Raw genomic sequence first — 18,660 nt, forward strand, 5'->3', positions numbered from 1 at the left:
GGCATTCTAACGCGCCGCGCGGCGCGCCCGGGATGGGTCACAAATCTGCAATAATTCCGCCACACCACACCCCTCACCTGGCTCCCATGCTCCATCTTTTCTCCGGCCTAGACCTCTGGGTAGGTCTCAGCCTCGTCCTGGCGTTGACGTTCGTTCTCGCCTTCGAATTCATCAACGGCTTTCACGACACCGCCAATGCGGTGGCCACGGTCATCTACACCAAGGCCATGCCGCCGCACCTGGCCGTCATCCTCTCCGGCATCTTCAACTTCCTCGGCGTGCTGCTGGGCGGGGTGGGCGTGGCCTACGCCATCGTGCACCTGCTGCCGGTCGAACTGCTGATCAACGTCGATACCGGACGCGGCCTGGCCATGGTCTTCGCCATGCTGTCGGCGGCCATCGCCTGGAACCTGGGCACCTGGTATTTCGGCATCCCGGCCTCCAGCTCGCACACCCTGATCGGCTCCATCCTGGGCGTGGGCATGGCCAACGCCCTGCTGACCGACATCTCGCTGGCCGACGGCGTCAACTGGGGCAAGGCGATCGACATCGGCCTGTCGCTGGTGGTCTCGCCGGTGGCCGGCTTCATGGTGGCCGGCGGCATCCTGCTGCTGCTCAAGCGCTGGCTGCCGCTGTCGAAAATGCACAAGACGCCCGAACAGCGCCGCGCCATCGACGCCAAGAAGCACCCGCCCTTCTGGAACCGCCTGGTGCTGGTCCTGTCGGCCATGGGCGTCAGCTTCGTGCACGGCTCCAACGACGGCCAGAAGGGCATCGGGCTGATCATGCTGGTGCTGATCGGCATCGTGCCCGCCAAGTTCGTGCTCGACGTCAACAGCACCACCTACCAGATCGACCGCACCCGCGACGCCGCCAGCCACCTGAGCGCGTTCTACCACCGCAACGAAGCCACCCTGGGCGAGTTCCTGGCCCTGTCGCGCGGCGGCAACGGCGCCGACCTGCCCGAGACGTTCCGCTGCGATCCCCAACTGACCATGCCCACCATCGCCGCCCTGCAGGACGACCTGCGCGGCGTGACCAGCTACGCCGACCTGTCGGCCGACAAGCGCATCGATGTGCGGCGCTACCTGCTGTGCCTGGACGATACGGCCAAGAAGGTCGCGCGGCTGGAAGGCCTGCCGGCGCGCGAGCGCGCCGACCTGCAGCGCCTGCGCAGCGACCTCACCGCCACCACCGAATACGCGCCGCTGTGGGTCATCGTGGCGGTGGCGCTGGCGCTGGGCATCGGCACCATGGTGGGCTGGCGCCGCGTGGTGCTGACCGTGGGCGAGAAAATCGGCAAGCAGGGCATGACCTACGCCCAGGGCATGGCGGCCCAGGTCACCGCGGTCGGCGCCATCGGCCTGGCCAATGTGTTCAGCCTGCCGGTATCGACCACCCACGTGCTGTCGTCCGGCGTGGCCGGCACCATGGTCGCCAACAACAGCGGGCTGCAGGGCGGCACCGTGCGCACCATCCTGATGGCCTGGGTGCTGACGCTGCCGGCCTCGATGCTGCTGTCGGCCGGCCTGTTCTGGGTGGGCACGCTGCTCGCCGCGTAGGCGGCGCGCGCCCGGGCCGCCTACAGGCCCAGCGCCAGCAGCAGGCCGTAACCGGCCAGCCCCAGTATCACCGCCGCGCCGCTGTTGCCCACCAGCCGGGCGGCCACGGCGGTGACCACCAGGCCGCCTATGTAGGCGCCGCGCCCGTCCACGGCCTGCGCGCCGACCAGGTCGGGCACGATCACCGCCGCGGCGATGCCGGCCAGCAGCGACGGCCCCAGCGCCGCGAGCGCCGAACCCTCTTCCGACAGGCGCCGCAACAGGCGGCTGCGCGTCGACAGCATGAACGGCAGCGCGCGCGTGAGATAAGTGATCACCGCCATGGCGGCCACCGCCGCCCAGAAACCGATGCTCTGGCCCGTCATGCGCGCCGCTCCGGACGATGGCACAGGCAGCCCGCGGCGGCCCCGGCCAGGATCGCCAGCGTGGTCTGGCCGGCCGCCGCCAGCGCGCCGCCCACCGCCAGCGCGGCCAGCACCGGCCGCCGCATGCCGGGCTGCATGCTCTGGCACACCAGCGCCAGGAACAGCGCCGGCAGCGCGAAACGCATCACCTGCGACAGCACCGGGTAGTGGCGCTCCAGCCCTTCGCCCGCATAGACGCCGACCGCGGTGCCGGCGATCCAGGTCGCCCAGGCGCCCAGGCCCAGCGCGGTGATCCAGCGGCCGCGGCTGGCCGGCCGGACCGCGCCCATGCGGTGAAAGGCCGTCGCGAACACCTCGTCGGTCAGCAGGAAGGCGATCCTCAGCCGTTCGCGCAGGGACTCGGGCAGGAAGCGCGCCAGCAAGGGGCCATACAGCAGGTGGCGCGCGTTGAGCAGCGAGCACAGCGCGACGACCCACAGCCAGGGCGTGCCGGCCTTGATCGAGGCCAGCAGCAGGAACTGGCTGGCGCCCGCGTAGACGAACACCGAAATCAGGATGACCTGCAAGGGCTGCAGGCCGGCGGCCAGCCCCGCGATGCCGAAGGCCACGGCCACCGGGAAGTAGCCGATCATGACGGGGATGCAGGCCTTCAGGCCGGCGGAAACGGGCGCGCCCGGCGTGCCGGGCGCGTCAATGGGCTTGCTGCGCATGGGATGGGTAGCAAGAGAGTGACGGATTGACGATTGTACGCAGGCCTATGCCGGCGGCTCGCCCAGCGCGCGCAGCCTTGCCTTCAACTCGCGCACTTCCTGGCACAGGTCGAGGATCAGCGCCGCGGCATCCAGCCCGGCGCCCATGTCGCGCTCCAGGCGGCGCGCCTCGCGGGCGCGCCGCAGATCCAGGCTGTAGAACCGCCACTCCGCGGGCTGGCGGCCGCGCGCCGGCACGATGCCCACCTCGACCAGGCGCGCCACCCACTCGACTTCCGCGTCGCAGGCATGGGCCAGTTCCTCGGCGCTCAACGCGCGCGACTTGCCGATCACGGTCGCCTGGGTCACCACGATTTTGCTCATGTTCAGACTCCCAAATTGCGGCGCGGATCGAACGCCAGGTCTTGCGCCATCTTGCGGTACGCCTCGCGCGCGGCGTCGGAATCGGCCGGCGGCAGCACCAGGTCCAGCACCAGGTACAGATCGCCGGGCGGATCGCCCGGAATGCCACGGCCGCGCAGCCGCAGCTTGCGGCCGTTGCGCGAGCCGGGCGGCACCGCGACCTCGACCGCGCCGCCCGGCGTGGGGGCCTCGACCTGCGCGCCCAGCGCCGCCTCCCAGGGCGCCACGGGCAGGTTCATGTAGAGATCGCGGCCCTCGGCGCGGTAGCGCGGATGCGGCTTGAAGCGCACCTCCAGGTACAGGTCGCCGTTCTCGGCGCCGCCGTAGCCGGGCATGCCCTGCCCGGCCAGGCGGATGTACTGGCCCTCGCGCACGCCGGCCGGGATGCGCACGCTCAGCGTGCGCGTGCGCACCTGCGGCTGCCCGTGCTCGTCGGGCTGCATGGAACGCAGGCTGATGTCGCGCGTGGCGCCATGCAGCGCGTCCTCGAGATCGACCTCGATGGCGGCATGGTGGTCCTCGCCGCGCGCGCGGAAGTCCTGCTGCGCCGCGCGGCGGCGCGCCTGACCGCCGAACAGCGACGAGAAGAAATCGCTGAACTGCTGGTCGCCCTCGCCCTCGCGCGCATAGTGGAACTCGAAGCCCTGGTCCCAGCCGGGCGGCGGCTGGAAGCCGCCGTCGGGCGCCACGCCGGCGGCCAGGTTGTCGTAGGCCTGCCGCTTTTCCTGGTTGCCCAGCACGTCGTACGCTTCGTTGACGTCGCGCATGCGCGTTTCGGCGTCGCTTTCCTTGCTGACGTCCGGATGGTACTTGCGCGCCAGCTTGCGATAGGCGCGCCGGATCTCGTCTTCGGGAGCGTCGCTCTGCACGCCGAGAATCTTGTAGTAGTCCTTGAACTCCATATTCCGGCCTCGTAAGGGATGGGGCGGCCGGGTACGCGCCGCGGCCGGTCGAATAGGGTAAAGATAGGCGCTGGCACCCGTTTTTTCAATGCGCCGGCGCAAACGCCCCGCATGGGCGCGGCATAATGGCCGTTTGCGCGCCGCGCCCCGCGCGCCGCATTCACGCCCCCTACAGGAAACACCGTGCTGGAAATCATCGAAGCCGATTTCAACGACGCCGCCCATGGCCGGGCCATCATCGCCCTGCTCGACGAGTACGCCCGCGGCCCCATGGGCGGCGGCGAGCCGCTGTCGGCCCATGCGCGCGCCAACCTGGTGGGCGAGCTGGCGCGCCGGCCCCACGCCCGCGCGCTGCTGGCCTGGCAGGACGGCGAGCCGGCCGGGCTGGCCATCTGCATCGAAGGCTTTTCCACCTTTGCCTGCCGCCCCCTGCTCAACCTGCACGACCTGGCGGTGGCCGAACGCTTCCGCGGCCAGGGCGTGGGCACGCGCCTGCTCCAGGCGCTCGAAGCCCTGGCGACACGGCTGGGCTGCTGCAAGGTGACGCTGGAGGTGCTGGAAGGCAATACGCGCGCCCAGGCGCTGTACCGCCGCCTCGGCTACGCCGGCTACGAACTGGCGGCCGACACCGGCCGCGCCATGTTCTGGCAGAAGAAGCTGGCCGCCTGACCCGCCTCCGGAGCCCCCATGCCCAGCCCCGCCGACCTGCAGCTGCTCGCCGACTACAACCAGTGGATGAACCAGCGCCTGTATGCCTGTGCGGCGCAATTGCCGCCGGCCGAGCTGGCCCGCGAGCGCGGCGCCTACTTCGGCTCGCTGCTGGGCACGCTCAACCACGTGGCGGTGGGCGACCGCGTCTGGCTGCGGCGCTTCGCCGCGCACCCCGCTCGCCCGGCCGCCCTGCAGCCCGTGCTTGCGCTGCCCACCCCGGCGCGCCTGGACGAGATCCTCTACCCGGCGCTGCCGCCGCTGGCCGCGCACCGCGCCTGGCTGGACCAGCGCATCGTCGACTGGACCGCGCAATTGCGCCCCGAGGACCTGGCCTGCGAACTGGCGTACACCAGCCTGGCAGGCGAGACGGCGCGGCGCCCGTTCGGCGGCCTGGTCCTGCACTTCTTCAACCACCAGACCCACCACCGCGGCCAGGCCACCACCCTGCTGTCGCAAGCCGGCATCGACATGGGCGCCACCGACCTGGTGCTGCGCGTGCCCGCGTCCGGCGATGCCCCGGCCTGAATCCCCCCTCATCGCAAAGGACCTGAAGCCCATGAAAATGCACGACATCCCCTTCGGCACCACCGACTGGTCGACCGTGCCCCAGACCGAGCATCCGGGCGAATCCGGCAAGGCGCTGTGGCGCACCCGCCAGTTCGGCGACATCCGGGTGCGCGTGGTCGAATACACGCCCGGCTACCTGGCCGACCACTGGTGCAGCAAGGGCCATATCCTGTTCTGCCTGGAAGGCGAACTGCACACCGAACTGGAGGACGGCCGCACTTTCGTGCTGACCCCGGGCATGAGCTACCAGGTCGCCGACCAGGCCGAGGCGCACCGCTCCTCGACCCGCGACGGCGCGCGGCTGTTCATCGTCGACTGACTCCGGCGCGCCACACCGACGGGCAGGACGGCCCGGTTTGCGCTACGCTGTAGCGATCGGCCACCGCGGCACGCGTGGCCTGCCGTTCCAGGAGCCCGCCGTTGCCCGCCCCCCTGACCCTGTACGTCGACGCCCGTTTTCGCAGCCCCTACGCCATGTTGGCCCATGTCGCCCTGGCCGAGAAACAGCTGGAGTTCGAAGTCCGCCTGGTGGACCTGGCTGCCGGCGAGCAGCGCATGCAGCCCTACCAGAGCCGCGCCCTGACCGCCCGGGTGCCGGCCCTGGCGCATGCCGGCTTTCACCTCACCGAGTCCAGCGCCATCCACGAATACCTGGAAGACGCCTTCGCGCCGCCGGCGCACCCCGCGCTGTATCCGGCCGGCATCCAGGCGCGCGCCCGCGCCCGCCAGGTGCAGGCCTGGCTGCGCACCGACCTGGCGGCGCTGCGGCGGGCGCGCCCGATCGACTCCGTCTTCGATACCCCGGCCACCACGCCGCTGGACGATGCCGCGCACTGCGACGCCGCCAAGCTGATCCGCGTGGCCGAGGCGCTGCTGCCACCCGGCCAGGCGCACCTGTTCGGCGCCTGGAGCATCGCCGACACCGAACTGGCGCTGATGCTCAACCGCCTGGCCTGTAGCGGCGACGACCTGCCCGCGCCGCTGCGCGACTACGCGGCGGCCCAATGGCAGCGCGCCAGCGTGCAGGCATGGCTGCGGCATTACGAGGCGGCCCGCGGCTGAAGGGGCCGGCGCCCCGGCCATTTGAATGTTGCACCGCAACATCGTTTGCGGTGTAATAGGGTAAACCCACAAGGGTCCCCGAATCCGCTCCCCACACGGGAGCCGGCCGCTACGGCTCCAGGCCAGCCGCCGCATCGCAATGGAGATCGCCATGGCCGCACCCGCCGCCGATCGCACCGCCCCCGACCGCTCCCCCGCCCCGGCCGCGCATTCCGCCGCCAACCTCTGGACCAGCGCGTACGAATACACGCTGGACGCCTGGCAGCGCGGCATCCTGTACACCGACGTGATGCGCCAGCGCGGCAACCAGTACCTGACGCACATGGCCAAGCGCGCCCCCAATGTGCTGAGCATGAAGTCCGAGCTGGTGCTCGACGGGCGCAAGTTCGAACGCCCCGTCAACTATGCGCTGCTGCGCATCGTCCCGCCCGCGGACACGCCGGCCGACCCGCAGAAGCGCCCGTTCCTGGTGGTCGACCCGCGCGCCGGCCACGGCCCCGGCATCGGCGGCTTCAAGCCCGAAAGCGAAATCGGCGTGGCGGTGCGCGCCGGCCACCCCTGCTACTTCGCCACCTTCCTGCCGCACCCGACCGACACCCAGACGGTCGAGGACGTGATGCGCGCCGAGGCGCGCTTCCTGGAAGAGATCATCGCCCTGCATCCGCAGGCCGAAGGCCGCCCGGTGGTGGTCGGCAACTGCCAGGCCGGCTGGCAGATCATGATGACGGCCGCGATGCGGCCCGAGCTGTTCGGCCCCATCATCGTCGCCGGCGCGCCGCTGTCGTACTGGGCCGGCTGGCGCGACATGAACCCCATGCGCTACTCGGGCGGGCTGCTGGGCGGCAGCTGGCTGACCCAGATGACCAGCGACCTGGGCAACGGCAAGTTCGACGGCGCCTGGCTGGTGCAGAACTTCGAGAACCTCAACCCGGCCAACACGCTGTGGAGCAAGCAGTACAACCTCTACGCCAAGGTCGACACCGAGGCGCCCCGCTACCTCGAATTCGAGAAATGGTGGGGCGGGCACGTGTTCCTCAACGGCCCCGAAATCCAGTACATCGTCGACAACCTGTTCGTGGGCAACCGCCTGGCCACCGCCGGCCTGGTCACCTCCGACGGCATCCGCATCGACCTGCGCAACATCCGCTCGCCCATCATCGTGTTCTGCTCCAAGGGCGACAACATCACGCCGCCGCCGCAGGCGCTGGGCTGGATCACCGACCTGTACCAGGACGACCGCGAGGTGGTGGCGCACAACCAGACCATCGTCTATGCGGTGCATGAAAGCATCGGTCACCTGGGCATCTTCGTCTCCGGCGCGGTGGCGCGCAAGGAGCACCAGGAATTCACCGCCAACATCGACGTCATCGACGTGCTGCCGCCCGGCATTTACCAGGCCGAGATCGCCGACAAGACGCCCGACACGCCCAACGCCGACCTGGCCTACGGCGACTACGTGCTGTCGTTCGAGCGCCGTCGCCTGGACGACGTGCGCGAGATCGTCGAGCGCAATGAGGAAGACGACCAGCGCTTCGCGGCGGTGGCCCGCATTTCCGACATCAACCTGGGCCTGTACCGCAGCTTCGTGCAGCCGTGGGTGCGGGCCGCCGTCACGCCGCAATCGGCCGAGTGGATGCAGCGCATGCATCCGCTGCGCCTGCCCTACGAGCTGATTTCCGACCGCAACCCCTGGGTGGCGCCTGTCGCGCAGCTGGCCGAGCAGGTCCGCGAACAGCGCCAGCCCGCCACGGCGGACAACCCGTTCTGGGCGCTGCAGAAGATGGCGTCCAACGCCATCGTGGCGGGCCTGGACATCTGGCGCGACCTGCGCGACTCGGCCTGCGAGCGGATCTTCATGGCCACCTATGGCTCGCCGCTGGTGCAGGACTGGGCCGGCCTGGGCGCCAAGGACGGCCCCCCGCGCAAGCACCCGGGCGTTTCGCCCGAGCACCGCGACTTCATGGCCGCGCGCGCGGCCGAGCTGCGCGCGCAGATCGACCAGGGCGGGCTGCGCGAAGCCGGCCTGCGCATGCTGCTATATGTCAGCGGCGCCGAGGGCGGCGTCGACGAGCGCAGCTTCACCATGATCCGCAAGATGCGCGCCGACACCGACGCCAAGCTGTCGCTGCAGGCCTTCAAGGACGCCACGCGCGACCAGGCGCTGATGATGCAGCTCGACGGGCCGGCGGCGATCCGCGCCATCCCGAAGCTGCTGGAGAACGCCAGCGCCGCCGACATCCGCGCCACCCTGCAGGGAATCACCCACGTGCTGGAGGCCGCCGGCCCGCTGAGCGACCGGGCGCGCGAGAGCCTGGACGAAATGAAGCGCCTGTTCCAGGGCGCCGAGCGGCGCGCCGTCAAGCGCGCCGACGCGCCCGCGCCGGCGCGCAAGACGCCCGCGCGCAAGACTGTGGCGGGCAAGACGGCCGCCAGGCCGGCTGGCCGCAAGGCAGCGGCCCCGCGCAAGGGGCGCGCGGCATGAGCGCGGCGCGCCACAACCACTACGAACGCCTGATCGCGCACGCGCGCACCCTGCCCGCGCTGCCCTGCGCGGTAGCCCATCCCTGCGACGAAACCTCGCTGGGCGCCGCGCTGCAGGCGATGCAGCTGGGCCTGCTCACGCCCATCCTGGTGGGGCCGCAACAGAAAATCCGCGACGTGGCCGAGCGCTGCGGCCTGGAGCTGGGCGGGGCGGCCATCGTCGATGCGCCGCACAGCCACGCCGCGGCCGCCGCCGCGGTCGAGCTGGTGCGCGGCGGCCAGGCCAGCCTGCTGATGAAGGGCAGCCTGCACACCGACGAACTGATGCACGAGGTCGTGGCGCGCGACACCGGGCTGCGCACCGAGCGCCGCATCAGCCACGTGTTCATCATGGACGTGCCCACCTACCCCGAGCCGCTGTTCATCACCGACGCGGCCATCAACATCTTCCCCGACCTGGAAACCAAGGCCGACATCGTGCGCAACGCGATCGCGCTGCATCTCGGGCTGGGGCTGGGCGAGCCGCGCGTGGCCATCCTGTCGGCGGTCGAGCAGGTCATGCCCAGCATTCCCAGCACGCTGGAGGCCGCCGCGCTGTGCAAGATGGCCGACCGCGGCCAGATCCAGGGCGGCATCCTGGACGGCCCGCTGGCGCTGGACAACGCCATCAGCCCCGAGGCCGCGCAGGTCAAGGGCATCGTCTCGCCGGTGGCCGGCCGCGCGCAGGTCCTGGTGGTGCCCGACCTGGAAGCCGGCAACATGCTGGCCAAGAACCTCAGCTTCCTGGCCAACGCCCAGGCCGCCGGCATCGTGCTGGGCGCGCGCGTGCCCATCATCCTGACCAGCCGCGCCGACAGCGCCCAGACCCGCCTGGCCTCGTGCGCGGTGGCCACCCTCTACGCCCATCATCTGGCGCGCGCCACCCCCTTGCCCTGAAGCGGCGCCAACGGAGTACGCGACCATGAGCGACACCCTGCTCGTCATCAACGCCGGCAGCTCCAGCCTCAAGTTCTACCTGTACGAGATCGCCGAAGGCGACGAGCTGCTGCCCACCCTGGGCGGCCAGCTCGACGGCATCGGCGGATCGCGCCCGCACCTGCGCATCCGCGCCCAGGACGGCCAGACGCTGCTCGAGCGCGACGTGGCGCCCACGCACGCGGCCGACGTGCCCGGCGCCCAGGAAGTGCTGGGCACCTGGCTCAGCGGCCACCTGGGCGGCGCGCCCTACGCCATCGGCCATCGCGTGGTGCATGGCGGCACCGAGTACGACGCGCCGGTGCTGGTCGACGATGACGTGCTGGCGCAGCTCGACGACCTCACGCCGCTGGCGCCGCTGCACCAGCCCAACAACCTGGCGCCGATCCGCGTGATCCGCGAGCGCCGGCCCAGCATCCCGCAGGTAGCCTGCTTCGACACGGCCTTCCACCGCGCCCATTCGCCGCTGGCCGACCGCTACGCGCTGCCCGAGCACCTGTACCAGGAAGGCGTGCGGCGCTACGGTTTTCACGGCCTGTCGTACGAGTACATCGCCCAGCGCCTGCGGCGCGCGCTGCCCGAAATCGCCGGCGGCAGGATCGTGGCTGCCCACCTGGGCAACGGCGTTTCGGCCTGCGCCATGGTCGATGGCCGCAGCGTCGACAGCACCATGGGCTTTACCGCGCTCGAAGGCCTGCCCATGGGCACCCGGCCCGGCCGCCTGGACCCGGGCGTGGTGCTGTGGATGATGGAGCGCGGCATGAGCCACGACGACATCGAGCACCTGCTCTACCACGAGTGCGGGCTGAAGGGGCTGTCGGGCATCGGCAACGACGTGCGCGAGCTGCTGGCCAGCGACGCGCCGGCGGCCCGGCTGGCGCTGGACTACTTCGCCTGGCGCGTGGCCGAGGGCATCGCCGGCCTGGGCTGCGCCATGAACGGCATCGACGCCATCGTGTTCACCGCCGGCATCGGCGAAAACGCCGCGCCGGTGCGCGCGGCCATTGCCCGCCGCTGGGAGTGGCTGGGCGTGCGGCTGGACGAGGCGCGCAACGCCCGCCACGGCCCGCGCATCTCGAGCGACGACAGCGCCATCGGCGTGTACGTGGTGCGCACCAACGAAGAACTGATCATCGCCCAGCACACGCTGGCGCTGGTGCGGCGGAGGCAGGCATGAACGCCGCCGCTCCCCTGCGGGGCCGGCGCGGGCTGGTCACCGGCATCGCCAACCAGGATTCGATTGCCTGGGGGTGCGCGCGCGCCTTTCGCGCGCTGGGCGCCGAACTGGCCGTCACCTACCTGAACGACAAGGCGCGCGCGCACGTCGAACCGCTGGCGCGCAGCATCGACGCCGCCCTGCTGCTGCCGCTGGACCTGCGCGTCGACGGCCAGCTCGAAGCCGTGTTCGAGCAAGTCGGCGCGCACTGGGGCGGCCTGGACTTCGTCATGCATTCGATCGCTTACGCGCCGCGCGACGATCTGCAGGGGCGCGTGGTCGACTGCTCGCGCGCAGGCTTCCTGCAGGCCATGGACATCTCGTGCTGGTCGTTCATCCGCATGGCGCACCTGGCCGAACCCCTGATGCCCAGGGGCGGCACCCTGTTCTGCATGACCTACTACGGCTCGCAGATGGTGGTGGAGCACTACAACATGATGGGGCCGGTGAAGGCGGCGCTGGAATCGGCCACCCGCTATCTGGCGGCCGAACTGGGCCCGCAGGGCATACGCGTGCACGCCATCTCGCCCGGGCCGCTGAAGACCCGCGCCGCCTCGGGCATCGCCGGCTTCGACGCCCTGCTCGACCGGGCCCAGGCCAAGGCGCCGGCGCGCAGCCTGGTCGGCATCGACGACGTGGGCGAGGCCACCGCCTGGCTGGCCACCGACGCGGCGCGCCGCATCACCGGCCAGACCCTTTACATCGACGGCGGCTACCACATCATCGATTGAGGCCCGCCTTACGCGGCGCGCGCCTGCAGCACGGCCACGGCCGGCAGCGCCTTGCCTTCCAGGAATTCCAGGAAGGCGCCGCCGCCGGTCGAGATATAGCCGGTCTGCTCGGCGATGCCGTACTTGGCGATGGCCGCCAGCGTATCGCCGCCGCCGGCAATCGAAAAGCCCGCCGAGTCGGCGATGGCGCGCGCCACCACCTCGGTGCCATGGGCGAACTGGTCGAACTCGAACACGCCGACCGGGCCGTTCCAGACGATGGTGCCGGCCGCCTTGAGGATGTCGGCCAGGCGCTGCGCGGTCTGCGGACCGATGTCGAGAATCATGTCGTCCTCGGCCACGTCCGCGGCCGCCTTGACGGTGGCCGCGGCATCCGCGCCGAACGACTTGGCGCAAACCACGTCGGTGGGAATCGGCACCTCGGCGCCGCGGCGCTTCATGATGTCGATCACGGCGCGCGCCTGCTCGACCTGTTCGGGCTCGGCCAGCGACTTGCCGATGGGCAGGCCCGCGGCCAGCATGAAGGTGTTGGCGATGCCGCCGCCGACCACCAGCTGGTCGACCTTGTCGGCCAGCGATTGCAGGATCGACAGCTTGGTCGACACCTTGGAGCCGCCCACGATCGCCACCAGCGGCCGCTTGGGATCGTACAGCGCGCGGCCCAGGGCGTCGAGCTCGGCCTCCAGCAGCGGGCCGGCGCAGGCCACCGGCGCGAAGCGCGCGATGCCGTGCGTGGTGGCCTCGGCGCGGTGCGCGGTGCCGAAGGCGTCGTTGACGTACACATCGCACAGCGCCGCCATCTTGCGCGCCAGCCCTTCGTCGTCCTTTTTCTCGCCCACGTTGCCGCGGCAGTTCTCCAGCAGGACGACCTCGCCGGGCTCGACGGAAACGCCGTCGACCCAGTCGGGCACCAGGCGCACCTGCATGCCCAGCAATTCGGACAGGCGCTGCGCGACCGGGGCCAGCGAGTCGGCCTCGGTCAGCGCGCCCTCCTTGGGGCGGCCCAGGTGCGAGGTGACCATGACCGCCGCGCCGGCATCCAGCGCCAGGCGAATGCCGGGCACCGAGGCGCGGATGCGGGTGTCTTCGCTGATGCGGCCGGCGTCGTCGAACGGCACGTTGAGGTCGGCGCGGATGAAGACGCGCTTGCCGGCCAGAGCGCCGCTCTTGGCCAGCGCGGAAAGCGTGTTGACTTTGGACATACTGTATTCGGTTCCTGTGTGGATGGCGTCCGGGGCCTGCCTGCGAAAAGGGCCAGATCCGTTTCCCCTTGACGGGAAAACCAACCTGGCCCTTGCGCCCTGTTCAGGCCGTGCTGCTTACTTGGCCGACATCAGCGCGACGGTGGTGTCGAGCATGCGGTTCGAGAAGCCCCACTCGTTGTCGTACCACGACGACACCTTGACCAGCTTGCCGGACACCTTGGTCAGGGTCGCGTCGAAGTTGCTGGAGGCCGGGTTGTGGTTGAAGTCGACCGACACCAGCGGCTCGGTGTTGTAGGTCAGGATGTCCTTGAGCTCGCCTTCGGCGGCGGCCTGCAGGATGCTGTTGACTTCCTCGACGGTGGTGTCGCGCTTGGCCACGAAGGACAGGTCGACCAGCGAGACGTTGATGGTCGGCACGCGGATCGCGAAACCGTCCAGCTTGCCGTTGAGCTCGGGCAGCACCAGGCCGACCGCGGCGGCCGCGCCGGTCTTGGTCGGGATCATGCTCATGGTGGCCGAACGGGCGCGGCGCAGGTCTTCGTGGTAGACGTCGGTCAGCACCTGGTCGTTGGTGTAGGCGTGCACGGTGGTCATCAGGCCGGTTTCCACGCCCAGCTTGTCGTGCAGCGGCTTGACCAGCGGGGCCAGGCAGTTGGTGGTGCACGAGGCGTTGGAGATCACGGTGTGCTCGGCCTTGAGCACGTTCTGGTTCACGCCGAACACGATGGTGGCGTCGACGTCCTTGCCGCCGGGCGCCGAGATGATGACCTTCTTGGCGCCGCCCTTCAGGTGCGCGCCGGCCTTTTCCTTGGAGGTGAAAAAGCCCGTGCATTCCAGCACCACGTCCACGCCCAGCTCGCCCCAGGGCAGCTCGGCCGGGTTGCGGTTGGCCAGCACGCGGATCTTGTCGCCGTTGACGACCATGTAGTCGCCGTCGACCGTCACGGTGCCGGGGAACTTGCCGTGCGCCGTGTCGAAGCGCGTCAGGTGCGCGTTGGTCTTGGGATCGCCCAGGTCGTTGATGGCGACGATCTCGATATCGTGCTTCTTGCCGTTTTCGTAGTGGGCGCGCAGGATGTTGCGGCCGATGCGGCCGTAGCCGTTGATGGCGACGCGAATGGTCATGACTTGATCTCCCTTTTTTACAAAACCTGCTTGACGGCCTCGGCCACCTTTTCAGCGGTCAGTCCGAAGAATTTGAACAAAGCCCCGGCGGGCGCCGACTCGCCATAGCGGTCGATACCCACCACGGCGCCTTCCAGGCCTACGTACTTGTGCCAGAACGCGGTCACGCCCGCCTCGACGGCGACGCGCGGCATGCCGGCCGGCAGCACCTCGCGCTTCCATTCGGCGTCCTGGCGATCGAACGTGTCGGTGCTGGGCATGGACACCACCCGCACGGCGATGCCGTCGGCGGCCAGCAATTCCTGCGCGGCCAGCGCGATGGCGACTTCCGAGCCCGTGGCGATGATAGCCGCACGCGCGTCGTGTGCGTCGCGCAAGACGTAACCACCGCGAACAATCGCTTTCTGCGTGGCCTCGTCGCGCGCCACGAACGGCAGGTTCTGGCGCGACAGCAGCAGCGCGGTCGGACCGCCGTCGCGCACGTCCATGCCGATGCTGGCCGGCCGCGTCACGGCCGCGCCCCAGGCAGCAGCCGTCTCGACGGTATCGCAGGGCCGCCACACCGACAGGTTGGGAATCAGGCGCAGGCTGGCGGCGTGCTCGATCGACTGGTGGGTCGGACCGTCCTCGCCCAGGCCGATGGAGTCGTGCGTGAACACGTGCACCACGCGCTGTTTCATCAGCGCCGCCATGCGGATGGCGTTGCGCGAGTAGTCCGAGAACGTCAGGAAGGTGCCGCCAAACGGCAGGTAGCCGCCATGCAGCGCGATGCCGTTCATGATGGCGGCCATGCCGAACTCGCGCACGCCGTAGTTGATATGGCGGCCGAAATGCAGGCCGTGGTGGCCGGCGCGCACCGGCGCCACGCCCTTCCAGTCGGTGAAGTTCGAGCCGGTCAGGTCGGCCGAGCCGCCCAGCATTTCCGGCAGCAGGCCGGCCAGCTCGGCAATCGCGAACTGCGACGCCTTGCGGGTGGCGACCGTCTCGCCCTTGGCCACGGTGGCCTGCAGGAAGGCCTCGAACCGGGCGGCGAAGTCTTCGGGCAGCTCGCCCTTCATGCGGCGCGTGAATTCGGCGGCCTCGGCCGGATACTGGGCCGCGTAGGCCTGGAACTTGTCTTCCCAGGCGGCCTGCGCCAGCGCGCCGGCGGGACGGCTGTCCCACGCGGCGTAGATGTCCTGCGGCACCTCGAACGGGCCGGCCGACCAGCCCAGCGCCGCGCGGGTGGCGGCGATCTCGTCGTTGCCCAGCGGCGCGCCGTGCACATTGTGCGTGCCCGCCATGTTGGGCGAGCCCTTGCCGATCACGGTGCGGCAGACGATCAGGGTGGGTTTCTCGGATTGCGCGCGCGCCTGCTTGATGGCCGCGTCCACCGCCGCCACGTCGTGGCCGTCCACGCCGCGGATCACGTTCCAGCCGTAGCCCTCGAAGCGCGTCGCGGTGTCGTCGGCGAACCAGTGCTCGACATGGCCGTCGATGGAAATGCCGTTGTCGTCGTACAACGCCACCAGCTTGGACAGCTTGAGCGTGCCGGCCAGCGAGCAGGCCTCGTGCGAAATGCCTTCCATCAGGCAGCCGTCGCCCAGGAAGACATAGGTGTGGTGGTCCACCACCGTGTGGCCGGCGCGGTTGAACTCGGCCGCCAGCAGGGACTCGGCCAGCGCCATGCCGACCGCGTTGGCCAGGCCCTGGCCCAGCGGGCCGGTGGTGGTTTCCACGCCCGGGGTGATGCCCACTTCGGGGTGCCCCGGCGTGCGCGAATGCAGCTGGCGGAAGTTCTTCAGCTCTTCCAGGGGCAGATCGTAGCCCGTCAGGTGCAGCAGGGCGTAGATCAGCATCGAGCCATGGCCATTGGACAGCACGAAGCGGTCGCGGTTGGCCCAGGCCGGATCGGCCGGATTGTGGCGCAGGTTGCCCAGCCACAGCGCTTGCGCGATTTCGGCCATTCCCATGGGCGCGCCGGGGTGTCCGGAATTCGCTTTCTGCACGGCGTCCATCGCAAGTACGCGGATGGCATCCGCCAAGGCAAGTTTAGGGGCGGTCGGGTTGCTCATTCGGGAGGCTCTGTGACCCTGGCGGCCGGTCAATCCGACGTCAGGTGTAAGGATTGAAAAGCTCCAGATTTTAGCACCGGGAGAATATCCGTCCCCGATAGTGCGCGCCGCGGCGGCCGGCTTGCCCGGATCGCGGCGCCGGGGCGCCGAAATGATAGGCTTACGGCCTTGTCCCAGCCGTACGCGAAACTGTCATGTCACTGCCCCGTTTCTACTGCGACGCCCGCCTGGCGCCCGGCGAGCGCATGGCGCTGCCCGAGGCGCTCGCCCACCATGCGGTGCGTGTGCTGCGGCTGCGCGCCGGCGCGGCCCTGGTGCTGTTCGACGGCGCCGGCGGCGAATATCCCGCCACGCTGGAGATCGAGGGCAAGGCGGCCTGGGCGCAGCTGGGCGCGCACGTGCCCCGCGAAGCCGAATTGCCGGGCCGCATCACGCTGGTCCAGGGCCTGCCTGCCGGCGACAAGATGGACTGGGTGGTCGAGAAGGCGGTCGAGCTGGGCGCCTGGCGGGTCAGCCCCATCGCGGCGCAGCGCAGCGTGCTCCAGCTGAATGGGGCGCGCGCCGAAAAGCGCCTGGCGCACTGGCAGCGGGTCGCCCAGGCGGCCGCCGAGCAATGCGGCCGCAACCGCCTGATGGCCGTGGACGCGCCGCAGGCCCTGGCGACCTGGCTGGCGCAAGCGCCCGGCGCGTCGCTGCGCCTGCTGTGCCACCCCGAGGCCGAACTCGACCTGGCCGGCGCGCTGACGCGGCACGCTGCGCACGACGACATCTGCCTGCTGGTGGGGCCGGAAGGCGGCTGGTCGGATGACGAACTGGCGCAGGCGCGCGCGGCCGGCGTGCAGGCGGTGCGCTTCGGCCCCCGGGTGCTGCGCACCGAAACCGCGGGCATCGCCCTGATCGCCGCCGTCAGCGCCATCCGGGGCTGGAACGGCTAGCAGCCGGGGCGCCCGGGCGCCCCGCCGGCCTCAGGCCTCGCCGTAGGGGGCCGCGGCCACGCCCGGCTCGGGGTCGGGGTGCCGTCCGGCGTGCTCGATGACATAGGCGAACACCCGGCCGTTCTCGCGGGCGAACTCGGCCGCGTCGGCGCATACGCCATCGATGAGATTGCTGTCTTCGTGCAATGCCGGATCGCCCGAATGCAGGCGGTACAGCCACAGGACGATGCCGGTCTTGTGGTCCAGCACGGTGTCGCACAGACAGTCGTACAGGGCATCGAGATTGCCGCCGAAATATTCGGGAAAATCGACCGCCTTGGCGATCGCGCGCAATACCGCCGAGCGGCTGCGCGCGCGGTCGCAATCGGCGACCAGCAACGACATGCCCAGCTCACGCGTGGCGTCGACCACGGCCTGCTTGTCCAGCCCGTCGTGATCCAAAGCGCCGCCACGGCGCAGTTGGCGCTGCAAAGTCGCCTGACCGTTACGCGTCATGCCCCGGCCTCCCCGAAAAACTTCACCACGTCGTCAATACGCCGCATCGTATCGGCATAACCCAGTTCGATCAATCGTTGCGTGTACGTATGCTCGAACAGGAGATATGACATCAGCGCGCCACCGTTTGACCGGCTCGGGTCGGACGATACACCGAGAACGCGGAAAAGGGTACGGGCTTCCGACGGCATGTCGTCCAGGTGCTCCAGCGCCAGCTGGTCGAGCGACTGGCTGGGCGTCAGGGCCAGCACCTCCACCCGCCGCAGGGCGAACTCCGGCTCGGCCTCCTGGCCGCCGCGGCCGAGCAGGAAATTGGTGCGCTCCAGGCGCTCGACGTCCATCGACAGGCCGTCGAGGAAGATGCTCGACAGCGCGTGGCCGCCGACCTGGGCCAGCGACGGGTATGGCGGGTCCTCCTCGCGCTTTTCCGGGTGGGTGTCGTCATGAAAGCCCGTGCCGATCACCAGCACCCGGGTCGCCCCCAGGTGGATGGCCGGGCTGATGGGCGCCAGTTGCCGCATCGACCCGTCGCCGCACCATTCGACCTGCCCGTGCACGCGCACCGGCCGCGCCGGGAACACGAACGGGATGGCCGACGAGGCCATGATGTGATCGATCCCGATGGCCGAAGGCACGGCGCGGCGCAGGAACCGGTGCCAGGGGTCGATCGGCCGGTCCGACTGGTAGAAGGTCAGGTGCTCGCCGCTGGTATACCCGGAGGCGGTGATGGCCAGCGCCGACAGCTTCCCGCGCGCCAGGTTGTGGCGCATGCGGTCGAAGTCCATCACGCGGCCCAGCAGGTCGGCCAGCGGGCTGCTGTCGAGCAGCGACTGGGGCCGCTTGCGCGTCAGGCCGGCATACATCCATCCCAGCGAGAGCAGGCCCAGCCAGCGCACGCCGGTGCGGATCAGCCCGGGCGCGTCGGCCCGGTACACCATGCCGGTCTCCAGCGAGGCCCACAGCCGCCGCATGCGGCGCACCGCCAGGTGGGGCCGGTCGGCGCGGCAGGCCAGCGCCGCCGCGTTGACCGCGCCGGCCGAGGTGCCGCAGATGATGGGAAACGGGTTGGGATAGCCCGGCCGCGCCTTGGGGTCGAGGATCGCCATGATGGCGCTGAGCGCGCCCACCTGGTAGGCGGCGCGCGCGCCGCCGCCCGTCATGA

19 protein-coding genes are annotated in these 18,660 nt (G+C 70.3%); 10 read left to right on the top strand and 9 right to left on the bottom strand.

From position 1 onward, the window contains the following. Window positions 1–86: 86 nt before the first annotated feature. On the top strand, window positions 87–1,562 hold the full coding sequence (locus CAL11_RS17260) for an inorganic phosphate transporter (protein ID WP_033464963.1): 1,476 nt from the start codon (window positions 87–89) through the stop codon (window positions 1,560–1,562). Window positions 1,563–1,582: 20 nt separating this feature from the next. Here the strand turns inward: CAL11_RS17260 and CAL11_RS17265 are convergent, their stop codons facing one another. Genes CAL11_RS17265 through CAL11_RS17280 form a run of 4 tightly spaced genes read right to left on the bottom strand, consistent with a single transcriptional unit; the run spans window position 1,583 to window position 3,941 of the window. Further along, entirely contained in the window at window positions 1,583–1,927 is a 345-nt protein-coding gene (locus tag CAL11_RS17265; RefSeq protein WP_015064301.1) for an AzlD domain-containing protein, read from the bottom strand. Continuing rightward, window positions 1,924–2,637 (bottom strand): AzlC family ABC transporter permease, encoded by a 714-nt coding sequence (locus CAL11_RS17270; RefSeq protein ID WP_086093631.1) that lies wholly within the window; start codon window positions 2,635–2,637, stop codon window positions 1,924–1,926. Before CAL11_RS17270 ends, CAL11_RS17265 begins: the two co-directional genes overlap by 4 nt. A gap of 45 nt (window positions 2,638–2,682) precedes the next feature. Next, window positions 2,683–3,000 (bottom strand): chaperone modulator CbpM, encoded by a 318-nt coding sequence (locus CAL11_RS17275; protein ID WP_015064303.1) that lies wholly within the window; start codon window positions 2,998–3,000, stop codon window positions 2,683–2,685. Window positions 3,001–3,002: 2 nt separating this feature from the next. Continuing rightward, complete coding sequence (locus CAL11_RS17280) at window positions 3,003–3,941, bottom strand: DnaJ C-terminal domain-containing protein (RefSeq protein WP_086093632.1); 939 nt, start codon at window positions 3,939–3,941, stop codon at window positions 3,003–3,005. Between the two features lie 183 nt (window positions 3,942–4,124). On the opposite strand from CAL11_RS17280, the gene CAL11_RS17285 reads away from it, so the two are divergent. The 8 genes from CAL11_RS17285 to fabI all read left to right on the top strand — a co-directional run bounded on the left by CAL11_RS17285 (window position 4,125) and on the right by fabI (window position 11,684). Next, entirely contained in the window at window positions 4,125–4,610 is a 486-nt protein-coding gene (locus tag CAL11_RS17285) for a GNAT family N-acetyltransferase (RefSeq protein WP_033464966.1), read from the top strand. A gap of 18 nt (window positions 4,611–4,628) precedes the next feature. After that, entirely contained in the window at window positions 4,629–5,177 is a 549-nt protein-coding gene (locus CAL11_RS17290) for a DinB family protein (RefSeq protein ID WP_033464969.1), read from the top strand. A 31-nt stretch (window positions 5,178–5,208) separates the two neighbouring features. Next, window positions 5,209–5,538, top strand: a complete 330-nt coding sequence (locus tag CAL11_RS17295) for a DHCW motif cupin fold protein (protein WP_015064307.1) — start codon at window positions 5,209–5,211, stop codon at window positions 5,536–5,538. A 101-nt stretch (window positions 5,539–5,639) separates the two neighbouring features. Further along, a complete protein-coding gene (yfcF, locus tag CAL11_RS17300) occupies window positions 5,640–6,281 on the top strand; it encodes a glutathione transferase (protein ID WP_086093633.1) in 642 nt (213 codons plus the stop codon). Between the two features lie 151 nt (window positions 6,282–6,432). Then, window positions 6,433–8,763 carry a DUF3141 domain-containing protein gene (locus CAL11_RS17305; RefSeq protein ID WP_086094612.1) on the top strand — a complete coding sequence of 777 codons (2,331 nt, stop codon included), beginning with the start codon at window positions 6,433–6,435 and terminating at the stop codon, window positions 8,761–8,763. After that, complete coding sequence (locus CAL11_RS17310) at window positions 8,760–9,698, top strand: phosphate acetyltransferase (protein ID WP_033464975.1); 939 nt, start codon at window positions 8,760–8,762, stop codon at window positions 9,696–9,698. Before CAL11_RS17305 ends, CAL11_RS17310 begins: the two co-directional genes overlap by 4 nt. A gap of 25 nt (window positions 9,699–9,723) precedes the next feature. Then, window positions 9,724–10,914, top strand: coding sequence for an acetate/propionate family kinase (locus tag CAL11_RS17315; protein ID WP_068925386.1), 1,191 nt, complete (start codon window positions 9,724–9,726; stop codon window positions 10,912–10,914). Further along, entirely contained in the window at window positions 10,911–11,684 is a 774-nt protein-coding gene (gene fabI, locus CAL11_RS17320) for an enoyl-ACP reductase FabI (protein WP_086093634.1), read from the top strand. Before CAL11_RS17315 ends, fabI begins: the two co-directional genes overlap by 4 nt. Window positions 11,685–11,692: 8 nt before the next feature. Here fabI and CAL11_RS17325 read toward each other — a convergent pair whose 3' ends face one another. The 3 genes from CAL11_RS17325 to tkt form a co-directional block, all read right to left on the bottom strand. Continuing rightward, window positions 11,693–12,886, bottom strand: coding sequence for a phosphoglycerate kinase (locus tag CAL11_RS17325; RefSeq protein ID WP_086093635.1), 1,194 nt, complete (start codon window positions 12,884–12,886; stop codon window positions 11,693–11,695). Window positions 12,887–13,003: 117 nt separating this feature from the next. Next, a complete protein-coding gene (gene gap / locus CAL11_RS17330) occupies window positions 13,004–14,014 on the bottom strand; it encodes a type I glyceraldehyde-3-phosphate dehydrogenase (protein WP_003809444.1) in 1,011 nt (336 codons plus the stop codon). Between the two features lie 17 nt (window positions 14,015–14,031). Continuing rightward, a complete protein-coding gene (gene tkt / locus CAL11_RS17335; protein WP_068925385.1) occupies window positions 14,032–16,068 on the bottom strand; it encodes a transketolase in 2,037 nt (678 codons plus the stop codon). 194 nt (window positions 16,069–16,262) lie between these two features. Between tkt and CAL11_RS17340 the strand changes: the two genes are divergently transcribed. Further along, on the top strand, window positions 16,263–17,003 hold the full coding sequence (locus CAL11_RS17340; RefSeq protein ID WP_086093636.1) for a 16S rRNA (uracil(1498)-N(3))-methyltransferase: 741 nt from the start codon (window positions 16,263–16,265) through the stop codon (window positions 17,001–17,003). Between the two features lie 30 nt (window positions 17,004–17,033). Here the strand turns inward: CAL11_RS17340 and CAL11_RS17345 are convergent, their stop codons facing one another. Continuing rightward, a complete protein-coding gene (locus CAL11_RS17345) occupies window positions 17,034–17,498 on the bottom strand; it encodes a barstar family protein (RefSeq protein WP_015064315.1) in 465 nt (154 codons plus the stop codon). Next, window positions 17,495–18,658 (bottom strand): patatin-like phospholipase family protein, encoded by a 1,164-nt coding sequence (locus CAL11_RS17350; RefSeq protein WP_086094613.1) that lies wholly within the window; start codon window positions 18,656–18,658, stop codon window positions 17,495–17,497. Before CAL11_RS17350 ends, CAL11_RS17345 begins: the two co-directional genes overlap by 4 nt. Window positions 18,659–18,660: the final 2 nt, after the last annotated feature.

Source organism: Bordetella genomosp. 6, assembly GCF_002119705.1.
Lineage (GTDB): Bacteria > Pseudomonadota > Gammaproteobacteria > Burkholderiales > Burkholderiaceae_B > Bordetella > Bordetella bronchiseptica_F.